Annotated in this window: 19 protein-coding genes and 2 tRNA genes; 16 read left to right on the top strand and 5 right to left on the bottom strand. The window is 44.3% G+C overall.

Going from position 1 to position 22,412, the window contains the following annotated elements:
* Positions 1-367 precede the first annotated feature (367 nt).
* The 4 genes from HMPREF0240_RS00260 (at position 368) to HMPREF0240_RS00275 (ending at position 2,682) form a co-directional block, all read left to right on the top strand.
* Positions 368-1,468, top strand: coding sequence for a DUF3810 domain-containing protein (locus tag HMPREF0240_RS00260; protein WP_009001452.1), 1,101 nt, complete (start codon positions 368-370; stop codon positions 1,466-1,468).
* Positions 1,469-1,691: 223 nt separating this feature from the next.
* Positions 1,692-1,763, top strand: a tRNA-Glu gene (locus tag HMPREF0240_RS00265).
* A gap of 6 nt (positions 1,764-1,769) precedes the next feature.
* A tRNA-Cys gene (locus HMPREF0240_RS00270) sits at positions 1,770-1,840 on the top strand.
* Positions 1,841-2,088: 248 nt separating this feature from the next.
* Entirely contained in the window at positions 2,089-2,682 is a 594-nt protein-coding gene (locus tag HMPREF0240_RS00275) for a 50S ribosomal protein L25/general stress protein Ctc (protein WP_009001454.1), read from the top strand.
* Positions 2,683-2,761: 79 nt separating this feature from the next.
* On the opposite strand, the gene HMPREF0240_RS00280 is transcribed toward HMPREF0240_RS00275, so the two are convergent.
* The gene (locus HMPREF0240_RS00280; protein ID WP_009001455.1) at positions 2,762-3,637 is read right to left on the bottom strand and encodes a LysR family transcriptional regulator; all 876 of its coding nucleotides are present in this window, start codon (positions 3,635-3,637) and stop codon (positions 2,762-2,764) included.
* Between the two features lie 126 nt (positions 3,638-3,763).
* Between HMPREF0240_RS00280 and HMPREF0240_RS00285 the strand changes: the two genes are divergently transcribed.
* Genes HMPREF0240_RS00285 through HMPREF0240_RS00300 form a run of 4 tightly spaced genes read left to right on the top strand, consistent with a single transcriptional unit; the run spans position 3,764 to position 6,911 of the window.
* A complete protein-coding gene (locus HMPREF0240_RS00285) occupies positions 3,764-5,230 on the top strand; it encodes a UbiD family decarboxylase (protein WP_009001456.1) in 1,467 nt (488 codons plus the stop codon).
* 12 nt (positions 5,231-5,242) lie between these two features.
* Positions 5,243-5,815, top strand: coding sequence for a UbiX family flavin prenyltransferase (locus tag HMPREF0240_RS00290; RefSeq protein WP_009001457.1), 573 nt, complete (start codon positions 5,243-5,245; stop codon positions 5,813-5,815).
* Positions 5,800-6,174, top strand: coding sequence for a hypothetical protein (locus HMPREF0240_RS00295; protein ID WP_009001458.1), 375 nt, complete (start codon positions 5,800-5,802; stop codon positions 6,172-6,174). Before HMPREF0240_RS00290 ends, HMPREF0240_RS00295 begins: the two co-directional genes overlap by 16 nt.
* A 5-nt stretch (positions 6,175-6,179) precedes the next feature.
* Entirely contained in the window at positions 6,180-6,911 is a 732-nt protein-coding gene (locus HMPREF0240_RS00300) for a DUF554 domain-containing protein (protein ID WP_009001459.1), read from the top strand.
* 131 nt (positions 6,912-7,042) lie between these two features.
* Here the strand turns inward: HMPREF0240_RS00300 and HMPREF0240_RS00305 are convergent, their stop codons facing one another.
* Positions 7,043-9,844: an InlB B-repeat-containing protein gene (locus HMPREF0240_RS00305; protein ID WP_009001460.1), complete on the bottom strand. Its 2,802-nt coding sequence runs from the start codon at positions 9,842-9,844 to the stop codon at positions 7,043-7,045.
* A 187-nt stretch (positions 9,845-10,031) separates the two neighbouring features.
* On the opposite strand from HMPREF0240_RS00305, the gene HMPREF0240_RS00310 reads away from it, so the two are divergent.
* The 3 genes from HMPREF0240_RS00310 to HMPREF0240_RS00320 all read left to right on the top strand — a co-directional run bounded on the left by HMPREF0240_RS00310 (position 10,032) and on the right by HMPREF0240_RS00320 (position 12,948).
* Complete coding sequence (locus HMPREF0240_RS00310; RefSeq protein ID WP_009001461.1) at positions 10,032-10,754, top strand: LytTR family DNA-binding domain-containing protein; 723 nt, start codon at positions 10,032-10,034, stop codon at positions 10,752-10,754.
* Positions 10,754-12,049 carry a GHKL domain-containing protein gene (locus HMPREF0240_RS00315; RefSeq protein WP_035312157.1) on the top strand — a complete coding sequence of 432 codons (1,296 nt, stop codon included), beginning with the start codon at positions 10,754-10,756 and terminating at the stop codon, positions 12,047-12,049. Before HMPREF0240_RS00310 ends, HMPREF0240_RS00315 begins: the two co-directional genes overlap by 1 nt.
* Before the next feature lie 188 nt (positions 12,050-12,237).
* Complete coding sequence (locus HMPREF0240_RS00320) at positions 12,238-12,948, top strand: HAD family hydrolase (protein ID WP_009001463.1); 711 nt, start codon at positions 12,238-12,240, stop codon at positions 12,946-12,948.
* Between the two features lie 87 nt (positions 12,949-13,035).
* On the opposite strand, the gene HMPREF0240_RS24215 is transcribed toward HMPREF0240_RS00320, so the two are convergent.
* The 3 genes from HMPREF0240_RS24215 to HMPREF0240_RS00330 form a co-directional block, all read right to left on the bottom strand.
* Positions 13,036-13,197: a hypothetical protein gene (locus HMPREF0240_RS24215; protein WP_009001464.1), complete on the bottom strand. Its 162-nt coding sequence runs from the start codon at positions 13,195-13,197 to the stop codon at positions 13,036-13,038.
* Positions 13,198-13,388: 191 nt separating this feature from the next.
* Positions 13,389-15,200 (bottom strand): BlaR1 family beta-lactam sensor/signal transducer, encoded by a 1,812-nt coding sequence (locus tag HMPREF0240_RS00325; protein ID WP_035312158.1) that lies wholly within the window; start codon positions 15,198-15,200, stop codon positions 13,389-13,391.
* 1 nt (position 15,201) lies between these two features.
* Positions 15,202-15,588, bottom strand: a complete 387-nt coding sequence (locus tag HMPREF0240_RS00330; protein WP_009001466.1) for a BlaI/MecI/CopY family transcriptional regulator — start codon at positions 15,586-15,588, stop codon at positions 15,202-15,204.
* A gap of 258 nt (positions 15,589-15,846) precedes the next feature.
* Here HMPREF0240_RS00330 and HMPREF0240_RS00335 point away from each other — a divergent pair, with 258 nt between their 5' ends.
* The 5 genes from HMPREF0240_RS00335 (at position 15,847) to HMPREF0240_RS00355 (ending at position 22,356) form a co-directional block, all read left to right on the top strand.
* Positions 15,847-16,026, top strand: a complete 180-nt coding sequence (locus HMPREF0240_RS00335; RefSeq protein ID WP_009001467.1) for a hypothetical protein — start codon at positions 15,847-15,849, stop codon at positions 16,024-16,026.
* 435 nt (positions 16,027-16,461) lie between these two features.
* On the top strand, positions 16,462-19,107 hold the full coding sequence (locus tag HMPREF0240_RS00340) for a pyruvate formate lyase family protein (RefSeq protein ID WP_009001468.1): 2,646 nt from the start codon (positions 16,462-16,464) through the stop codon (positions 19,105-19,107).
* 10 nt (positions 19,108-19,117) lie between these two features.
* A complete protein-coding gene (locus HMPREF0240_RS00345; RefSeq protein WP_157290707.1) occupies positions 19,118-19,366 on the top strand; it encodes a hypothetical protein in 249 nt (82 codons plus the stop codon).
* Between the two features lie 313 nt (positions 19,367-19,679).
* On the top strand, positions 19,680-21,353 hold the full coding sequence (locus HMPREF0240_RS00350) for a PucR family transcriptional regulator (protein WP_035312160.1): 1,674 nt from the start codon (positions 19,680-19,682) through the stop codon (positions 21,351-21,353).
* A 43-nt stretch (positions 21,354-21,396) separates the two neighbouring features.
* On the top strand, positions 21,397-22,356 hold the full coding sequence (locus HMPREF0240_RS00355; protein ID WP_009001471.1) for a glycyl-radical enzyme activating protein: 960 nt from the start codon (positions 21,397-21,399) through the stop codon (positions 22,354-22,356).
* Positions 22,357-22,412: the final 56 nt, after the last annotated feature.

Genomic DNA, 22,412 nt, shown 5'->3' on the forward strand with positions numbered 1-22,412 from the left:
GAGTCTGTGCGATAGCGGTCTTTGTAGAACCGTTGGTAATACCGGTAAGAATGATACGTCGTTCCTGCAGCGTCAAATGGGAAAAAGCATTTTTAGGATTCATATGTATACCAGCCTTTCCGGCGGCCGTCTCATATGATAAGTGTAAGACTAAATGCAACATTTGTGGAGATGGAAGTAGGAGAAAGACTAAAATCCACTTTGCCCCCTTCAAAGTGGAAATAAACTTTTCACTTCACCCACGATAAATATGGGGAAGGGAATCTTGTCTTTTGCGTTGAGATACAGTATGATTTATATATCACATATCTATTTTCACATCATTTACTGATGCAGACTTAAGCACACTTACAGAGGATGAACCGGCATGGGCAGAACACGAAAAAAACAGAAGTTTGGTACAACAGAAAAGAGAATGATTACAGGTTGTTTACTGCTGGCAGGGAGCGCTGTTCTGACAGTGCTGTCCGGGCAGAATCCCGGGATGGCAGAGTGGTATTCCACCCACATCTATCCGGTGATTGTGTCTGTCGTGGGAAGGCTTTCCGGACTATTTTCCTGGTCCCTGTCGGAACTGTGCGTATATGCTCTGATACTTCTGGCCGCAGGCTCTCTGATTCATGCCATTGCAGAAGCAGTGAAAGGCGGCAGAGGAGGAGCGGTAATGCTGCGGTGGGCTTCCGGCCTGTTTTTGGCGGCCTCCGTCCTGATGCTGTTATACGTCCTTAACTGCGGCATTAATTACAAAAGAGTTTCCTTTTCCGAAAAATCTGGTATACAGACAGTGGAGTATACTGCAGAAGATCTGAAACAGACCTGTCTGTGGCTGACGGAAGAAGTAAATGCAAGGGCCGGGCAGGTGGAACGGGATGAGGCCGGGGTGATGAAGCTGGAGAGCCCGGAAGAAGAGGATGCGGTTAAGGCAATGCAGGCATTGGGCGTCCAATACCCTGCACTGGAGGGATATTACCCCAGGCCAAAGGGTCTGCTTATGTCTGAGATCCTTTCCTATCAGGCACTTACCGGCGTTTATTCTCCTTTTACAGTAGAAGCGAATTACAACAAAGACATGACGGCCTATAACATTCCTTTCACAGCCTGCCATGAGCTGTCACACCTGCGTGGATTCATGCAGGAGGAGGAAGCCAATTTCATCGCATTTCTCGCATGTAAAGACGCAGGACGGGAAGACTTTCAGTACAGCGGCTACCTGATGGGCTGGATATACAGCATGAATGCCCTGCACCGCGCAGATGCAGAAGCCTGGCAGGAAGTAAGGCCGGCTTTGGATGAAAGTGTAGATGCAGATCTCGAGGCCAACAGTCAGTTCTGGGCAAAATATGACGGTGCCGTTGCAGAAGTATCAAACAAAGTGAACGATACCTACCTCAAAGCAAACGGACAGACTGATGGAGTAGAAAGCTATGACCGCATGGTGGACCTGATCGTGGGGTATTGGATGAAGTAGGATGGTTTGCTGGTGGATGGGGCCCTGTACGGGATTGTGGAAGGTGAGATGCCGTGGGAAGCGAGGGCAGGGGTGTCGGGAAACGGGCTGCCCAAAGCCCCGCTCCGCACAGGTGCCCCTTCCCCTGCAAAAAAATTCTCAAAAAGGCTTGATTTTTGGGGAGAGCTATGGTAATATAGGCAATGGTCACTGCAAATGCGGTGTCCGTCATAAAATCGAATATGGCTCCTTGGTCAAGCGGTTAAGACATCGCCCTTTCACGGCGGTAACACGGGTTCGATTCCCGTAGGAGTCATAATAAGGCGCAGTAGCCAAGCGGTAAGGCGTGGGTCTGCAACACCCTGATCACCGGTTCAAATCCGGTCTGTGCCTTTTGAAAAGTCCGGAAAGTTAACGTTTCTGTGGCTTTTTTTTGTGCTTTAAGAAAACCCGGATAAAAATTATCATTTGACAGGTGTGTTATAATATATATAGTGCATACAGAACTTCCATACAGAAAGCTCCTGACTACACGCAGAATGTAGAGAGGAGCTTTTTACTTTTTATACGCTGAAGAGTAAGGAAGTGTCTGCCATACACGGGACTATTTAACGTTAAATTATTTTAGGAGGTATAGGAATATGACCACATTAAAAGCGGAAAAGAGAAACCCGGAAATAAAAGCAAAGAGATTAAGGCGCGAAGGATTCACGACTGGTGTCTTATTCGGAACTGGAATGAAAGACACAGTTGCGCTTCAGTATCAGGAGAAAGAAGCACTGAGTTTCATAAAAGCAAATAGAGAAGGTGCACAGGTTACACTGGAATTAGATGGAAAAAAAATCAGCGCCATTACAAAAAATATCGATTATAATTCTATGAAAAAACAAATAAATGCTCTTGATTTTCAGGTGCTTGTTGCGGGAGAGAAGATTTCTACGGCGGTACAGATTCGCCTTATGAATGAATCTATCGTCAATGGATTTGTAAATCAGGAACTCACAGAGGTGCACTACAAAGCAGATCCGGCTAATCTTCTTGATCCGATCGAAATAGATTTCGAAAAGATTTCGCCGGAGATCAGGAATTATTATGTGAAGGATCTGAAATTAGATGAAAAAAAGGATATAGAGCTTATCACACCTGAAGATGCGCAGATCTTCCATATAGGCGATGTGACAGGAGGAAGTGAAGTAGAGGACGAAGCAGAAGAAGAAACAACGGCCGGGATCTAGGGAACGGCCGGATGAACGGAGCTGCCGGAAAGCTAAAAAATCCCAGAGGAGTGATCTTCTGGGATTTTGCTATGTCTTTTTAATCCAGCATACGTAAATATATAATAAATTGTTTTAAAGGCGGAGTGATTTCTTCGGCTTTATTTTTTATACAGCAAACAGGAAGCCTGACGGTTGGAAAGAGCGGAATTATGGATATATTTTCACTGTGGAAAGTCTGGAAATTCTTCCTAGGCAGCAGTCCGACACCTTCTCCGATGGCGATGGAACTAATGATAGATTCAACCCTTCCGGTCCGCAGGATTTTTGGTGTGATTCCGTTCTTATGAAAAAGCCGGAGGCAGAGCTGATGAACGGAGGTATAAGAATTCATCAGAATAAAAGATTCCTGGCCGCATTCTGTAATCGTAATTTTCTCTTTGCCGGCAAACGGATGGTCTGAAGGCACAACAACGACCAGTTCGTCCTGGGCAATCTCCCAGGTACGATGCTGCGTTTTATCTGCAAGACCTTCACGGGCGATAATGATATCGTATTTTCCCATGGTCAGGCCCGCCAGAAGTTCGTTCTCTTCCACCTCATCCAGGGAAAGTACGATATCCGGATGAAGCTGACAAAATCCCCGGAAACGGGATGTGAATTTGTACTGGTTCAGAATGGGCAGTATGCCTATGTTCAGCTTGTGCTGCAGGGACTCCTGGTATATTTTCAGCTGATTCATTAACTGGTGATACTGGGAGATGAGTGACAGGGAATGCTGATAAAAAAACTGACCGCCATCTGTCAGTTGTGCACTACGTTTACTTCGGTCAAAGAGCTGCACGTCCAGCTCTTTTTCCAGCTTTATAATCTGCTTGGAAAGAGAGGACTGGGAGATATGTAAGGCTTCTGCCGCATCAAAGAAAGTCTTGTGTTTTACAATCTCAATAAAATAATCCAATTGTTCAAATGTCATATGATCCCTCCTTTGATTCATTCCATTATGGAATGAATTATAACATAAGTTGAATTGATCCACCAGATAAATAGCATTAAAATGAAATCAATTTAAAAGCTATATAAAAGCAAAGGAGAGAATGAAATGGAGAAAAAAGTAATGGACCTCAGAAGCGCATTGGAATTATTGAGGGAAATGCCCGGACAGCTGATTGAGACGGATGTTCCTGTGGAGCCGATGGCAGAATTGTCAGGAGTATATCGTCATGTGGGAGCAGGCGGTACGGTAATGAGACCGACCAAGGAGGGCCCTGCAATGATCTTTAATAATATCAAAGGTCATCCGGATGCAAGAGTTGCGATTGGAGTTCTGGCAAGCCGTAAGAGGGTAGCGGCACTGTTCGGCTGCAAGCCGGAAGAAGTTGGGAAAATGTTATACAAAAGCGTAGATAATCCGATTCCTCCGGTGCTGACAAAAGAAGCGCCATTATGCCAGCAGGTAGTGCACAAAGCTGCAGATCCTGATTTTGATCTTGCAAAACTGGTGCCGGCACCCACTAATACACCAGTCGATGCAGGTCCTTACATAACGCTCGGTATGTGCTATGCAACACATCCGGAAACCGGACTGAGTGATGTTACCATCCACCGTCTCTGCATCCAGGGAAAAGATGAACTCTCCATTTTCTTTACACCAGGAGCACGACATATAGGTGCCATGGCAGAGAAGGCAGAGGAACTGGGACAGAAGCTTCCGATATCCATCAGCATTGGTGTGGATCCGGCCATTGAAATTGGTTCCTGCTTTGAGCCGCCAACAACTCCAATGGGTTATGACGAGCTGGCAGTAGCCGGAGCACTGAGGGGAGAAGCCGTAGAATTATGCCAGTGCCTGACCGTAAACGAGAAGGCAATTGCAAATGCAGAATATGTAATCGAAGGCGAAATACTTCCGAACGTGCGTGTAAAGGAAGACCAGAACAGTCATACCGGATATGCAATGCCTGAGTTCCCGGGATATACCGGACCGGCATGCGATCAGTGCTGGACAATCAAAGTTACTGCTGTGACACACAGAGAGAAACCAATCATGCAGACCTGCATCGGACCAAGCGAGGAACATGTATCCATGGCTGGTATTCCAACAGAGGCAAGTATCTATGGCATGGTAGAAAAAGCAATGCCGGGCAAACTACAGAACGTGTACTGCGCATCAGCAGGCGGCGGAAAATACATGGCGGTTATGCAGTTTAAGAAAACTGTACCGAGTGATGAAGGAAGACAGAGACAGGCCGCACTGGTTGCATTTACGGCATTTAGTGAACTGAAGCATATATTCCTTGTAGATGAGGATGTGGACTGCTTTGATATCAATGATGTACTCTGGGCAATGAATACCAGATTCCAGGGTGATGCAGATATCATTACCATTCCTGGTGTGAGATGCCATCCGCTGGATCCATCCAATGATCCTGCATGCTCACCAAGTATCAGGAATCATGGAATTGCATGCAAGACTATCTTTGACTGCACGGTACCGTTTGACCAGAAAGATAGATTTAAAAGAGCACAGTTTATGGACGTAGATCCGACTCACTGGGTGAAAGACTGAGGATTATAAGCGATGGAAAAGAAGAGGATTATTATAGGAGCCACAGGCGCAAGCGGACTTCCTATTCTGCATACATGCCTGGATTTAATTCGGGATGCCGAGGAGTACGAATCCTATCTGATCATGAGTGATTCGGCAAAAATAACGCTGCAGCAGGAAACTTCTTATACAGTAGAAGAAATCTGCCAGAGTGCGGACCATGTTCTAAACATGACAGAGATCGGAGCGGCCCCCGCAAGTGGTTCCTTTCATACAGCAGGCATGCTTATTGTTCCCTGCAGTATGAAAACAATAGCAGGAATCCACAGCGGCTATGCAGAAAATCTAATTCTTCGGGCAGCAGACGTAACGATAAAAGAACAGAGGCCTCTGGTGCTTGCCGCAAGAGAGACTCCTCTCAGCCAGGTTCATCTGAGGAATCTTTATGAACTTTCCATGCTGCCGGGGGTGCGGATCATTCCGCCGATGATGACCTTCTATCACAGGCCGGAAAATATAGAGGAAATGATCTATCATACGGCTGCAAAACTGGTAGAACCATTTGGAATTGAAGCAAAGAGGTATCGAAGATGGAATGGACTGTAACATTGTCATTTGCAAAGTTAAAAGTTCAGGTAAACCGCCTGGGGCAGGACTATAACATCGTCCTGCAGGGCGGTGACAAACCGCATATCGGATGCACGGTACTGTCCGTCCCAAGACCCTCATTGACCGGGGATGGGAGTATAAGTGCCACATCCTCCACATTGAATGTAACAGGACACAAAGATGATATTCTCTGCCGTTATCTGGCGGAAGAGGTATGCCGGATAAAAAATGCCGTAACAGTATGCAGCGGGGGATTTCATACGGACGGGATCACAGAAAAACAGATAAAGGAAGTACAGCAGGCTGTGAAAAAAATCGGCGCAGACCTGATTGAAATAAGAGAGAAAGAGGAGTAAGTGTCATGCCAATAGGAGTAATTATCAATGCATTGTCTGTCGTAATCGGCGGAGTATTAGGAACGGTGCTGAGCAAAAAACTGTCAGCAGAATTTAAGGCACAGATCACAATGGTGTTCGGTGTGTGTTCCATGGGAATGGGAATCAGCACAATCGGCTTAATGGAAAATATGCCCGCGGTAATTTTTGCGATTGTAATCGGAACCGGGCTTGGGCTCGTAATTCATCTTGGAGCCGGAATCAATAAGGGCGCAGCTGGTATGCAGAAGGTGATCAGTAAATTTGTAAAAGGCTCCAACAGCCAGCTGCCGGAAGAAGAATTCATGAGCACCCTTATTACAATTATTGTACTGTTTTGTGCAAGCGGTACAGGAATCTATGGATCTATTGTGGCAGGAATGAGCGGAGACCACTCCATTCTGATCTCCAAATCTATTCTGGATTTATTTACAGCAGCTATTTTTGCATGTAATCTGGGAGCCGTGGTATCCCTGATCGCAGTGCCTCAGTTTGTGATATTCTGTTTACTGTTCTTCGGAGCAACCGTTATCTTCCCGCTGACTTCACCGGCCATGATTAATGACTTTAAGGCCTGCGGAGGATTTCTGATGCTGGCAACAGGATTCCGAATGGTAAATATAAAGAAGTTCCCGACAGCGGATATGATACCCGCGATGATCATTGTAATGCCGTTGTCCTATCTATGGGTGACGTATATTATGCCACTTGTTTCGTAAATATCTAGTCATATTGGAACAGGATATACAAGGCGGTCTATCTGGTTAATGCGGAGAACCTTAAGTTTATAATAAAATGAAAATGTGCAGCGGCTCTTCGGGCGGCTGCACATTTTTATTGTTTTCAGAAATTATTTTTTGTAGTTTTTTCTTCGTATTTTAGTGATACTAAATACAGCCAGTCCAATGGCGGAGGTGAAAAGTAAAACAATCCACAACGCTGTAGTGCAGGTATCACCCGTTTGTGGACTGGATGAGACGGTCTTAGCGTTCTTTTCATTTTTAGGATTCTTTTCATCCTCAGGATTGGTTTCGGATGCAGCCTTTACTTTGCCGATCACACCGTAATTGCTGAAATGGTCAGTTATAAAAATAATCTTGCCGTCCTTAATCTCACTTGAAATGATTTTTGCATTTCCACTGCTGTCTATATAAACCATTTTCAGATCCTTCATGGCTTTCATTGTGCGGGTCAGCGGAATGCTTACCCTTACCTTGCCCTCTGGCTGAAAGGCGATGCCGTCTTTGAGCAGTTTCACATCATAAAGTCCGCCAAGGACAAATCCGGGAGCAGCTTTATTAACGGTTGCTTTCAATTGATTCATTTCCGCCTGATTTCTGGATGTAACGCTAAGTACTATGCTGGCTTCGAATGCGGAACCATTTTCATATCTGACTTCAATACCTGAGGATCCGTCTGTAAGCGTATCTTTTGACTGCAGTTTTGGAGAAATTTCATATCCACAGACAGTGCAGACTTGTGCATTTTCTATTGTAGCAGCTTTACCGGGAACATGTGCGGCGCTGTCTGTGATCTGTGTGCAGCCGGCATTTTTACATGTATGCCAATGGCTGCTGCTGTCGTTTGTCCATGTGGTATCCCATGCGTGCGTTTTCGCCGTCGTAGTGATTTCACCGCACACGGAACAGGTGATTGCAGTTGTACAGTTGCTGTCGTCATCGCCTGGTATATGGGGGTCTAATTGAGCCTTGAGTGTAATATTTTGAGTAACGGCAGTATTTGCAAAATCAAATGCCACACCGTCTAAGTACCAGCCGCTAAAATGACAGCCGTTTTTTGCAGGGACGGTCTCAGGCGCGGATACATGATTGCCTGCATAAACATTGACGGTGGAATTCGTACCACTGCCGCCGTTTACATCAAAGGTAACGGTACAGGGGGCGGCCAGCCACACTTCAGGAAGCCCGTTTGAAATCCCTCCGGTGTTGTTGCTTATAAGCTCATTATCATTCCTGCTGATGAAGGTTGTCCAACTTGTCTGGTCTCCATTAAAATCGTACCAATCACAAAATGCCGTTTTGCCGCCGTTTTTCTCGATCATATCGGTAAGGTCTATTTTAGAAATTGCGGCTTCGTCCGCGGTCTGAATATTTTTAGCTCGAATGGCCACATAGCCCTCACCACCCGCTGCGTGTATGCTCCCTCCAGTTATGCTGATCATACCAGTGGAATAAATGCCATCGTCACCATGCCCAACTGCTTCAACAGTACTGCCGGTAAAAGCGATGTCGCCGCCGGCCTGAATACCGCCCCAGCCGCCGACAGCAGTAATATTCGCTGTATTGTCCGCTGTAATGGTTCCAAAGGAGCGGATCGCATATACATTGCTGCTTTCTGCTTTCAGATTACCGCCGATCGTAATTGTTTTATCAGTGCTTACATTGCAGACAGCATAATTAGTTTCACTATAGACATCTATATTTTTAGCGGAGAGGATCATGGTGTTTTCCGCTAAAAGACCGCAAACCTTTCCGATTGCCTTAACATTAGCATTTTCGGTGATGGAGAGATTTGTTTTGCCTGAAATAGCGCTCTGGTTTATTGAAGTAACCATTACGGCGGCATCTTCTGTAATGTTCACATCCAACGATGCCAATCCCTCGTTTTTTCCGTTAACAGTTACTTTAGCACTTCCGCCGATTGTAATAGATTCTTCAGCCTGTATACCGCGGAAATCACCGTTTGCGGTAACCTTTGACGTGCCGTTTAACGTCAGTGCTTTCGGCGTGTATATCGCCGTATAATTAACACCACTGCCGGCGTTTACGATACTGTCAGTGACTGTGATCCCCTCTTTTGCATTTATGCCAGCGAAAGCAGAATTCGCTGCGGTTACACTGGAAGAATCGCTGATGGCCAGAGAGCCTTTTGTGAAAAGGGCAGCGTCATTTGTGCTCGACGCTTCTACCACAGCTCCGGAAATAGTAATTCCGCTTCCATTGGCCTGTAAACCGCAGTAATAGCCATTTGCGGTCAAATTTGCAGAGCCGCTGACAGACAGCGCTCCCTGGGCGAGAACGGCCGAATCGTTTGTACTTGTTACATTGACCACACCACCGGCAACACTGATGTTACCTCCGGCGTTCTGGTCGTCCGCGTTAATGCCCGCCCACCTGCCTCGGATATTGACAGTGCCCGTGCCGCTTATAGTCAGGTTTCCAAAGCTTTGGACTGAGATTGAATCATTGGCTACAACAGAGTTAGTGCCTATCAGTTCAATCTCAGTGTTCCCTGCCAGTACAATTGCACAATTGCCTGATACCTCAAGATCCACTCCATTGAGAGTCAGGACGTTTGTATTGCTGTCCCATTTCCAGCCTTCAGTGCTGAGCATATCATATACCCCGTCTGTCGGAGTCAGGGGATTCCCGTCCTTGTCCACTATTGCGCTTTGCACATCCAGACAGATTGTACGTTTGACGATGCCGTTTTCTACCGCGAACGCGGTTCCAGGCAGCATGTTGAACAGCATAATTGTTGTTATAATAACAGATGCTATCTGCTTTTTCTTTTTCGCTAAATGTTTGACCGGATGGGAGACCCAATCAAACAATAAGAGAAAAGGATATGACATACAATAAAATATATATTCTATCTTCCCCCTGAGAGACAGTTTTTTAAATTTTTCCATTGCTTAAACTCCTTCCTTTTTAATCACACAATAATTTGTTATCAGCATAACAAAAATAGAAAAATCAAAACCAATTTTGGTATGAACGGTGGCTTCCAGGGCGTGAATGGTAAGGTGCAGAATAGCATTTTTAAGATAAATACGGTATAATTAATGGGAATTTTTTACACAAAGGAGGAAGAGTCACTTGAAAATTGCTATTTGTGACGATGAACCATTAGAACTGACCCGAATTTCGTCTTTGATGGAGGAATACCGATTTGAAAAAAAAGCTGGTTTTATATATAAAACTTTTTCAGGCGCGCTTGAATTATTGGAAGTGATGCGGCGTGAACCCTTTGACCTTTTATTATTGGATGTGATCATGCCAGGAATCAATGGAATGCAGGTGGCACATGAGATACGTGCTTATGATAAGCATATAAAGATTGTTTTTCTTACATCATCGCCTGAGTATGCAGTAGAAAGCTATTCAGTCAACGCTTATAACTATCTACTAAAACCAATTAAGAAAGGAACTTTGTTCCCCATGCTGGATAAGTTATTTGACAGTATGCAAAGGAAGGATGACTATTTAGCAGTGAAATGTAAAACAGGAATTGTCCGTATTTCGTATACCAGGCTCAGCTATGTGGAAATACTGGGTAAAATTCTCTCCTTTCATATGAGTGACGGTGTTGTCTATGAAACAGCAGCCTCTCTTTCAGAATTTGAGGCTGCGATCCTTTCACGACCTGAGTTTTTGCGGGTACATCGCTCATTTCTCGTGAACCTTTGGCAAATGCGTGAGCTGAGCATACAGCATTTTATCACGCTTGGCGGTATGGCGGTGCCGGTTTCCCGGAGACTTTATACGCAGGTGCGGGATGCTTATATGAAAAGTCTGTTTACAAAGAAGGGAGAGGACTAATGGGGCAGTCGGATATATTTGTGTTTTTTTTACCGCTTTATGGGATTACGGTCATGGCTGGCCTTTTGAATGTGAGGCGCAGTGATTTTACGAAAAGAAAAACATTGCTTTTGTGTTCTTTTGTATTCCTTGCAGTGGCAGTAAATATCTTTGTATACCTTTACTTGGGGCGCCAGATATACAGCAGATTCTATATATTGTGGATTCAGATCCCGCTCTATGTCGGGTTTAGGATTATATCCCGATATCGGGGTGTTAAGCTGCTGTTTGCACTGCTTACCACTATCACGCTGGCGTCCTTGCCGGTACAATTTGTGATCGTATTCCGTATCTTGACAGACGGGAATCCCGTATTAATTGCCATAGGGTTTGTGACGTCCTACCTCATCATGCTTATTTTGGTGTTTTTATTTTTGCGCCCGAATGTTATTTATATCTTAGAGCATGGAGAACGCAAAAGTTTTTGGAAGTTCTGTCTGATCCCGTTTCTTTACTACCTATATGGCTTTTTAAGTTCAGGCTATAACTTCGCACAGTATCATGATTTGGATGGCTTTTTATTTCGGCGCATTCCTGACCTGATTGTGTGTGTTTCTTACATTCTGCTGGTTGATATCTTTAAAAACACCAATGAAAGACAACTTCTGAAAAATGAACATGCTATGATGTCTGTACAGATGGAATTGGCACGAGAACAGATGGAATTCTTAAAAACCACGCAGGAGCAGGCTGTACTCTACCGCCATGATATGCGGCATCATCTCTCTCTCATAAAAGAATACCTGGCCGATGGCGAGATACAAAAGGCAGAAAAATACCTGACTCAGACGCAGGCGGATATCAATGCGATTACGCCAGTAAATCATTGTAAAAACGATACGGCGAATCTAATTTTATCTTCTTTTGCAGGTAAGGGAAAGGAGAAAGGCGTTGCCCTGTTAATTGACGTAAACTTACCGGAGCACCTTCCCATTCCGGATACAGAACTTTGTGCCCTGCTTGCAAATGGTCTTGAAAATGCAATAGATGCCGCTTCGAAAGTAGAGGATTTATTGCATAGAAAAGTCTCTCTGAATCTCCGTATCAAGGAAAACAGATTACTGCTTTACATTGAGAACAATTATACTGGCATTGTTGTACTGGAAAATGGGCTGCCGGTATCAAATTGTGAAGGTCATGGCTTTGGAACAAAGAGCATGGCTGCAATTGCAGCAAAGAGAAAAGGGTACTGTTCCTGTGAAGCGGATGGGAATACCTTTATTCTGCGGATTGTTCTGCCGCTGGATAAAAAATAGGATTATAGTGTTCATCACGGCATATAAATACTGGCTTTACCCGCCAGTTTTTTCATTAGAATGACCGGGACATCCTGGAGTTGGTTTCTGAATATTTATATGGAAAGCAGAGAGAACAGCATAGACGGAACAGTGTTTTACAGTTTATAATGTGATTTACAAGCAATCGTTTATGGAGGAAGAAGAATATGGATGCACTTTTGTTAGATGTGGATGATACTCTGTATGACCAGCTGAAACCATTTGAGGCGGCATATGAGGATATGTTTGCAGATCAATACAGAATTTCCGTGGAGCAGTTATTTTTTCTGAGCAGAAAATACAGCGATGAAGCTTTTGAACAGTCTCAAAGTGGTGAGATTACGATGGACGAGATGTACATATACAGGATACAAAAGGCTTTTGGGGAACTTCACATAGAGATATCTTCTTCCCAGGCGCTGGAATTTCAGCATCGGTATGCCGGGTATCAGAAGACAATCGGGGTCTCTGATCTAATGAAGGAGATCCTGTCTTTTTGCAAGGGAAGGGTCCGGATGGGAATTATAACAAATGGTGCAGCAGAACATCAGAAGCGGAAAATAGAGCAGCTTCAGATAAGGCAGTGGATTCCCGCGGAAGACATTTTTGTGTCGGAGGAAATGGGAATGGCCAAACCAGATAAACGGATTTTCCGGAAAGCCTGTGAACGGATGGGCGTGGAACCGGACGATGTCTGGTATGTGGGAGATTCCTATCTGAATGATGTGGAAGGGGCGAAGAATGCCGGGCTGCATTCTATATGGATCAGGCGCAGAAGCAACGGGCAGCCGGCGGGAAGCGTCCGCCCGGATTACTGTGTGGGGACGGAGGAAGGACTGTTTCTTTTGTTAAGAGAGCTTCTGACTGACAAAAAATAAAGTACATCTGTCATCTGGATTGATGAAAAAAACCTTCTGTTCCGGGATGATGTACACGGGGAACAAAAGGCCTGATTGTGAAAGCCGCTATAGAATAATATACAGTACCAGAAGAAGTGCGCTGGTGATTACAAAAGGCTTCTGGAGTTTTTGGGCAATTCTGTTTGCTTTTGGATTCGAGATCCAGAAAAGCGTCATGTAGATGACGGAACAGATTAATGCCACGATTAATACCATATTTTTTAACATTTATGTGTCCTCCCATACAATTAACATACCATCTCTATTATAATCAATTGGGAGGAAGAAAGCTACTTATATTTTATTCCATTTACAGAGCTGTTTATAGAGCGGGGATGCTTGCAAGGAGTTTTGGCCACGGGACGATTGATGGGTACATTTACAGTTCTCCTCATCCCGTTCCTAAAACACTTCCGGAACTAAAGCCCGTGATCTGGGTCCAGTATGTTCAGGGCAATCTCTGCCGCTTTACTGCCGGCTGCATCCTTTTCGCCCTGTATGTTCACTGTAAAGAATGAAACATGGCCGGGCTGGCTGATATACCCTGTAAACCATCCGTTGACTTCCCGGCCGTCTACGGCTCCGGTACCGGTTTTTCCATACAGGGAAGTCTGCCCGTTGGAGGAAAGGTACATGGCATCTTTTACTGCCTGTATATTTTGCGGTTCAAAGCCGAATTCGTTGTAATATAATTTCTTCAAAAGTTTTGTCTGTTCTATGGGGGATATCTTCAGTGAAGATTCCATCCAGTAGGAATCAGGATTTCCGCTTACATCTTCATTGCCGTATCCAATTTCATGAAAATAATCTTTGACAGCCGCCGTGCCGGCCTGACGGTCAATAGACTGAAAATACCAGTTTACGGAGTTCTGCATCGCTGAGTTCAGGTTCTGATCTGCATTCCATGCATCAAAAGGCTGCTCTGTGCCGTCCCAGGCCATCTGTGACTGTGCCGGAGTGATGATTCCGGATTCCAACCCAAGGAGAGCATCATATATTTTGTACGTGGAGTTGGGAGATACTCTGCGTGAGGCCAGCTCCTGATTGTAGATCTGCCAGCTGTCTGTCTTTGTGTCGAACAAGACAAAGCTGCCTTCATACCCATCGAAACTTGAGGCGAGATCGATATAAGTTACGTTTTCTTCCGGATCCGGGTAAGCCCCCTGTTTCGCCACATCCGCCCGAATTGAAAGAACCGGGGAGAGGCCAAGCAGAACAAATGTCAGCAGAAGACACAGCAACGTTCCTCCCAGCCTGCGCAAGCGGGATTGGGGGCGGTAAGCAGCAATATGCAGGATTCTTTTTGTTATCTGTTTTTTACTTCCCGCCATGGGGGCGGAGAATGAGAGCGGCACAGAGGAAATTTTGGCTGCAAGACTGATCAGGGTATTGCCGTACCTGGTATATTCCTCTTCAGTAAGCATCTGCAGAACCGAGGCATCACAGGCGATCTCGCGGTCACATTGCATTTTCTGCATGGCGGTCCAGACGAGCGGATTGAACCAGTATATGATTTTTGCCAGATTCATGAGATGATTTGCAGCGGCATCCGCGTGGCGGTAATGCTGCAATTCATGCAGAAGCATATAATGCAGCTCCGTTTCAGTCACCCTGCCGCCGTGAAAATCCGAGATCAGATGATGGGGAAGATAAATGCGGGGACGGATCAGGCCTGCCGTAGCAGGGGAATTTAAATATGCCGTACTGAAAACAGGAGGAGCTTTCTTTAAATGCATTTCTCTGACACAGTTAAGATAGAGTGTTCTGATGGTTTCGCTCTGGAGCGGCAGGGCGGTCCGTTCCAGCCGGCGAAGCTGTATCCGGGAATGCAGGAAATATAGGGATAATGCCATAATTCCGACAACCCAAATGACCAGCAAAATACTGGACAGAACGGAGGGGCTGTTATGTACAGCGGACATAGCAAAATCATTCATCCAGCCTGCTGTGCTGGTAGCGGATGTTCCGGTGCCTGCAGCAGAGGATGTGCTGCCTGTTCCCGTAAAGGAAGAGGAAGAAACGCGGCCAAGCAGGGAGAAAAACCTTTGGGAACTATCTGGAAAAGACGGCAGAAAAGGCACGAGGAAGAGCACATGAAGGATAAACCAGAGGTTATACTGCATACGGGCAGACAAGTGCTTTCGGAGAAGCCATTTGGCTGTGAGCATGAAACAAATAAAAATTGCAATAAAAAAATTGCAGATAAAAAATCGGGTGAAAAAGCCGGTCAAATCAGTCTCCTCCTTTTGTGGATTGGCCGGAGAGCAGGCTGCGCAGTGCATCAATATCGGACTCGGTTAATTTATCGTGTTCCAGATAGGAGGATACCATGGCAGTAATGTCTCCATTATAATAACGTTTCAGAAAAGAGCTGCTTTTCTGATTTATAAAGTCTTCTTCCATTACAAGCGGGGTATAGATAAATACCCTGCCTTTCTTTTCGTAAGCCAGCGCGCCTTTGTTTACGAGACGCTTCAGTAAAGTCTGTATTGTCTTGGGGCTCCAGCTGGTGCGCGCAGTCAAATTGTCTGTTACTTCATTTGTGCTGATTGGTGCATGTTTCCATACGACCTTCATTACTTCATATTCAGCTTCTGAAATCTGAGGCAGTGCTGTCATTTCAAAATCCCCCTTAAATCTTACGTATGTAATATAGATATTATAGCTCCTGGGGATTTGCCTGTCAAATCGGATAAATCCGACTGGAATATGGGGTTTTACTGCAGCACGCTATCTTGTGGAACCTATCTTGCAAAAACGTAAGGTTAAGATGACTGAATGAAAGCTTTGTGCAAGGCTTTCACAAATCCACTGTGATAGAATAAATATATAATAAGGCGCGGCAATTTTTTTCTATTTGACAGGAGGCAGACATTTATGAAGGAACAGATGATGGAGCAAAAAACTATCAGGAAGAGGAGTGTGGAAATACTGGGTAAGATTATAACCGGAATTGCCTTGCTTTTTATTGGATCAATATTTGTTGCGCTGGGGCTTCTGCTGGGGGTTGCGGATGGTTTGATGAAAAAAATAGAAAAGCATAACTGCGTGAAATAAATATGGCGTTGCGAAAGCATCGACAGACATTGAGACCAGAGATGATGTAATAAAGATGGCAGAAGCAGGAGCTGCGCGCATGGGAACAAGCAGATTAGTGCAGATTGTGAGCGGTGATATAAAGGCACACTGTGCTTCAAAAGATAATCAGCCGCCTCAATGTTAATTTACTTAATAGACAGATAAGGAATGCGGTAAGACATCCAGGTAGAAGATTTTACTGGGATGTCTTTTTTGCGCTCGTACAGACTTGACAGAATAGAAGAGAAAAATAATTCTTTCAGTAACAAAAAAATACGGTTAATTTTGTTGCAGACAGATATATAGTTTAGTATTGATATATTGTATGCTTTTAGATAGATAAGTTAATGTATATTGTGCAATATTGACACAAATACACCATAATCAAAAAATTTATGAAGGAGGAAAAGTATTATGGAAGCAACAACTAATGACCAGTACTTATGTTTCACCTGTGGCACCCCCCCTGAGGAAGTAGAGGACCGCGAGGTAAAAAAGACCGCATGTCCCCGTGCAGCAAAATTGTTGCAGGAATTTTACGATGCAAAGATTTCTCTGGACACAACGTTCCCCTACTGGTATACAAGAACCTGGATTAAAGAAGAGGGACAGCATCCGCTGGTTCGCCGCGGACTTGCAATGAAGAGTGCATTCTCTCACCTTGAGGCAGCAATCCGCCCTGATGAAATTCTGGTTATGAGCCGTAATAAGTATGTCCGTGGTGCCAGTATCACTCCGTGGACAGCAAACGAGTTTCCCCTGAGCGATGAAGAGCGCGCTAAGAAAGACAGCAAGAAGGCTTCAAACAAGGCTCTTGAGGAAGTTACGATTCTTGCAACCGGCGGCGGTGTTGTTTCTGAAAGCACTCCGGAGGTTCTCTCTATGGCACGCCGTTATGGTATGCGTATTGAAGAACATGCGGCTTTGATTGAAATTTGCCGTTATTGGCAGAACAAGTCTGCCGAGGACACATGTTGGAAATGGGGTACCCTCCATCCCGAGTATGATACCCTTGTTAATTTCAAGAACGCAGTTCTTATGGCAGCCGATATGGAGTACGGCAATCGTCACGGACGCAGTGTTACAAACTACCAGATCGTATTTGAAAAAGGCTTCCAGGGTATGATTGATCGTTGTAAGGAGCTTATTGCTGCGAATGTCGGCGATGGTACTGCAGTGGATAAAGTTGCTTACTGGCAGGCTACAATTTATGCAATCGAAGGCGTACAGACTTGGGTTCGCAAGTATGCCTCTGAAGCAACCCGTCTTGCTTCTATCGAAGAGGACGCAGAGCAGAAGGCTGTTTACGAAGCCATGGCAGCACGCCTTGAATGGATTTCATCGAATCCCCCTCGTGATTTTATGGAAGCCCTTCAGCTTCACTGGACCTGCCAGCTTGAAGTTTATAACGAAATGCAGGGCTCTGGATTTTCTCCCGGACGCCTTGGTCAGGTTCTTTATCCCTATTGGAAAGAGGATATTGATAAAGGCAGCATCACCGGAGAGCAGACTCTTGAGGTTCTCGAATGTATGCGTGTTAAATACACTGAACTTGAGATTGCAACCTGTGCAGGTACCACTGGTATACTTGCAGGTAACACATTTAACAACATCTGTCTCGGCGGGGTAAAGCCCGATGGCTCCAGTGCCGAAAACGAACTGGAATACTTATTTATCCAGGCAGCTATTAATTGCCCTACTGTTTCTCCAACTCTGTCAATTATTTATGACGGCAGGCTGTCTAATGCTTTCCTGCAAAAGGGGATTGAATGCAACAAGACCGGCTGCGGTATGCCTGCATGGGTAAGCAACCGCGTTGGCATTGAGTACTGCATGAAGAATCATTCATGTGAAGGTATTACTCTTGAAGATGCAAGAGCATGGAGTATAGGCGGATGCCTTGAGATTCAGCCCGGCGCTGTATATGACAACAAGATTGGCGCAGGTTCATACAGTTCTTCGGGTATCAATTTCATTAATGTTCCAAAGATTCTTGAACTGGTACTTTTTGACGGCGTAGATCCCAGAACAAATGTCCGTGTATTTCCGGCAACTGGAAAAAAATACGAAACATTTGATGAACTTATGGACACCTTTAAGGCATATTTTGGAAAGGTCATCCAAATTTTTGAAGAGACCTATAATATGAAGGTATCTGCAACGTTTGAGCTTGACCAGCCGTTACTTTTTTCTGCACTGTCTGCTGACTGCATTGAAAAGGGAGCCGATATTGACCATGCGGGTTCCCGTTACAATCGCTGCTTCACAACTTGGATTACCGGTCAGGTTAACACAGCAAACTCTCTTGCATCTATAAAGAAGAATGTGTTTGACGACAATGCATTTACACTTGATGAGCTTAAGGATGTCCTGCTTAACAACTTCGGATTTATCAGTGCACTGGATACGGGTAACTTCTCCATGATGGAGCAGACTAAGAAAGTTTCTGACCCTGACTGGGAAAGAATACACGCTTTGTGTATGCGCGCACCTAAATTCGGAAATGATGACGCTTATGTTGATGATATTTATGTTCAGGTAGCTGACTGCTTTCTTGAATCTGTGGAAGCGATTACCGATGTATTCGGAAACAAGTGGTGTGCATCTATGCTGTCTGTAGGTACCCACGGACCACTTGGTCAGGCTGATATCGCTTCTGCTGACGGACGGCTTGCAGGCGTAACTTTGGCAGACGGCGGTCAGTCACCTTACCCCGGCACCGATCAGAATGGACCTTACGCTGTACTTAGTTCTGCAACTGTTATCGACCATACAAATTTCAAGAATACTCAGCTGAACATGAAGCTGCATCCTGCATCTATCAAGGGCAATATGGGGTCCGCTAAGATGCTCGATATGATTCGTTCCTTTATGGACAACGGCGGCTTCCATATCCAGTTCAATGTTGTTGATTCTCGTATGCTTAAGGATGCGCAGGAGAATCCGAATAACTATCGTGATCTGCTTGTTCGTGTGGCAGGCTTCACTCAGTATTGGTGCGAAGTTTCCAAACCTATTCAGGATGAACTTATTGCCCGTACAGAATATGAAGAAGTTTAAGGAGGATAATATGATGTGTGATAAATGTAAGGATTGCACCAATCTATCTGCACGTGATGTGTTTAACGGTGTATGCTTAATCAGTAAGGAAACAGTTTCTATTGATGCTCCTGTTTGTAAAAAATTTGTACGTGCTGACAAGTGCAAATATTGCAGCAAATATATCGCATCTGAGAAGGATTCCAATCTTGGTACTTGTGATGGTGATATGGTTTACCCTGATCTCGCCGGCTGTGAGGATTTTATTCTTGCAGAATGATTGTATCGTGTTTCTAACTGTTTAGTACAGGACTGTGCATTCACTGCACAGTCCGTACGAAAACGTTATATATGCAATAGCGGGCCCCATCGCCAAAGGCGATTTACCGGGGGTACTTTACCAGAGAGGAAAAAAGATTAAGTTACTAAAGGCATTTGTTTTTTCTTACTTCCGTTTTCTTTAAATAATGATATAATATCTTATATATATCATGTATATATTGGCAACTTGAAACAAAAATAATCAACAGGCAGTCAATTTGAATATGTTGGGTTGTTTTGAGTACATAAATATACCAGAAAGAGGAAATATTATGCCACCAAAAGTAACTGTAAAATTAGTCTTAGAAGAACCAGAGTTGCAGGGAGCCGTTGTATTAGCTGGAGAGGCAGGCTTAGATCGTGAAGTGAAGGCGGTGACAGTGGCAGAAATTCTTGATATCGCCTTTTATTTAAAGGGCGGAGATTTTGTACATAGTGTTGCATCATTTATGGATGAACACAGTGAAAATCAATTATCAATTGAGGCATTGTGCGAATGGACAAAAAACTTAATAGAACACGGTGCCAGTTGCCTTGCTATTAAAACGAAGAGATATTTAAATGAAATCCCGGAACCTCTGCTGCAGTTAGGCAATGAAAATGATTTCCCGATCATCGAGCTGCCGCCGGGAGACACGCAAAATGATGTAACGCAATGTGTTTTAAGAGTTGTTATGGAGGCGGCAGAACAAGGTAAGAACCGCAGTTTAGCGGCTCTTTCTAATCTGCATGATGCTGTAGTAAGTGGTGCATCCATAGTTGATATTTCAAGAATATTTGCAGGTTATTTGAATAATCCGGTTTTAATTGAGGATGATGAGTGGCGTTATGTGACGTGTTGTGACAATCAATCAGCAGGAGCTGCAGAAGCCTTGCTTGCTCGCCGTCGTGAAGAAAATCTGCAGGTTATAGTAGATCATATTGGTGGAGAGTCATCCATTCGTACTCAAGTGGCCATGGGTAATAAAATGATTTGGCAGGAAACATGGCCAATAACAGTAAAAGAAAATGTCATAGGTTATTTCAGTATTTGTGAATATGAGGAGTCAATAACCTTCGAGAATCGCTACCTTGTTGAGCGATGCCTTGATATATTGGCTTTAACAATTTATCATCATCAGAGCTATATTAACAGTACTGCATGGCATACTGGAGAAGTTTTTTTACAGGCTCTTCTGGCGGAAAATTACCAAAATGAAGTTGTCAGCTATTTTGCCCAAATGATGGGATTCAATGAGCAGAAGAATATGTCGGCAATAGTCATAAATCCTCTCAGCAAAGCACAGAAGGAGCAGCTTGACAGCAAAAACTGGTCTAAATATCACTATTTTACAGAGTATGCAATTCACAGCATACAGAGTTTCATAGCTCAAAATAAATTCAAGGTTATTCTTGGCGGTTATTACGGATTCCTTGTAGTATTTGTTGATACTGGCTCTAAGGGAATTCAAGACATTAAAAGAATTGGTATGTCAATTTGGGAATCCCTAACGGGCGGAAGAATGAAAATGGACGTTGTAATGGGGATTGGATGCATTGGCAAGGGAATTCACTCTTACCGTGAAAGCTGTCTGGAAGCTCTTGATGCTGTGCGTTGTATCCGTAGATTTGGGCTGAGAGAAAACGTAATGTGTTACGATGAACTTGGGCATTATGCTCTGCTAAATTCTATCTTGCGTAAAGATGAGGCTGCACGGGGTTATAGTCAAACGGTGCTTGGCAAATTATATAATGATAAAGATGCGGAAGAGCTGGTAAGTACACTTAGCACATACCTGGATAAAAATTGCAGTTATGTAGAAACAAGCCGTGCACTTTATTTGCACGTTAACACAGTAAAATATCGCATGAAACAAATACAAGAACGGTTGTCAGTAGATCTTTCCACCCAGGACGGGCGATGCAGCATCTGGTTAGCTTTGAGCATTGATCGTTATCTAAAGTGAAGTTTATCTGCATTGTTTCCGTTCGGGAAGGAATAGTTAGAAAATGAAACTCAATACAAATAACGAGGCTGTCATTTTTGATATCCAGGGTTTCTCGGTTCATGATGGTCCGGGCTGCCGTACATTAATATTTTTTAAGGGCTGTCCGCTAAAATGCTACTGGTGTTGTAATCCCGAGAGTCAGCAGCTTCAGCCTCAGCTAATGTATCGTGTTAGTAATTGCGTTAATTGCTACGGTTGTGTAGGAAGGAATATTTGTCCGCGAAATGCGATTTCCCTGCCAGAACAAAAGGGGGGGCATGTTTCATTTGATCGTAATAGATGTGACATCTGTGAAACAATTGACTGTTCTGAAAATTGTTATCATGAGGCGCTGAAAATGGCTGGTAAAGTCTACACGATTGATGAGATTATGCACAGAATTGAAAGAGAAAGCCGTTTTTGGGGACCGGGCGGCGGTGTGACTTTAGGCGGCGGTGAGGTTGCCGTGCAGTATAAGTTTGCTGCAGAGCTTTTGCGTCGCTGCCATGAGCGTTATATCAATACCGCAACTGAATCCTGCAGCTTTGCGCCATGGACCCATCTCGAGCAAATTTATGAAAATGTAGACTGGGCATTTACCGACATTAAACATATGGATACCGAAAAGCACAAGGATGCTGCAGGAGCTGGCAACGAGCTGATTCTTGAAAACATAGCAAAAACTGCTGAACTTGGCCACAAGGGAAAGCTTCGCCATATTGTGCGGATTCCTATAATTGATGGTTTTAATTCAGATGAAGATAATATTGTAAAAACGATTGCTTATATAAAAGAGATCGGAACGAAAGAGGTTAATATTTTACCATTTCACCGTTTGGGAGCCTCTAAATATGAGCAGCTTGGCCGTACATATGAATGCCGCGATATGACTGGCTGTTCTGAAGATATTCTGGGTCGTATTCAAGTACAGTTCCAGATGGCAGGGTTAACCTGTTATGTAGGCAGTGATACTCCCTTCTAAGTATCAGTACATCAAAAAAAGAGTGGTTGTACAGTAATGTATGGCCACTTTTTATG

It is taken from the genome of Clostridium sp. D5, assembly GCF_000190355.1.
Classification (GTDB): domain Bacteria; phylum Bacillota; class Clostridia; order Lachnospirales; family Lachnospiraceae; genus Faecalicatena; species Faecalicatena fissicatena_A.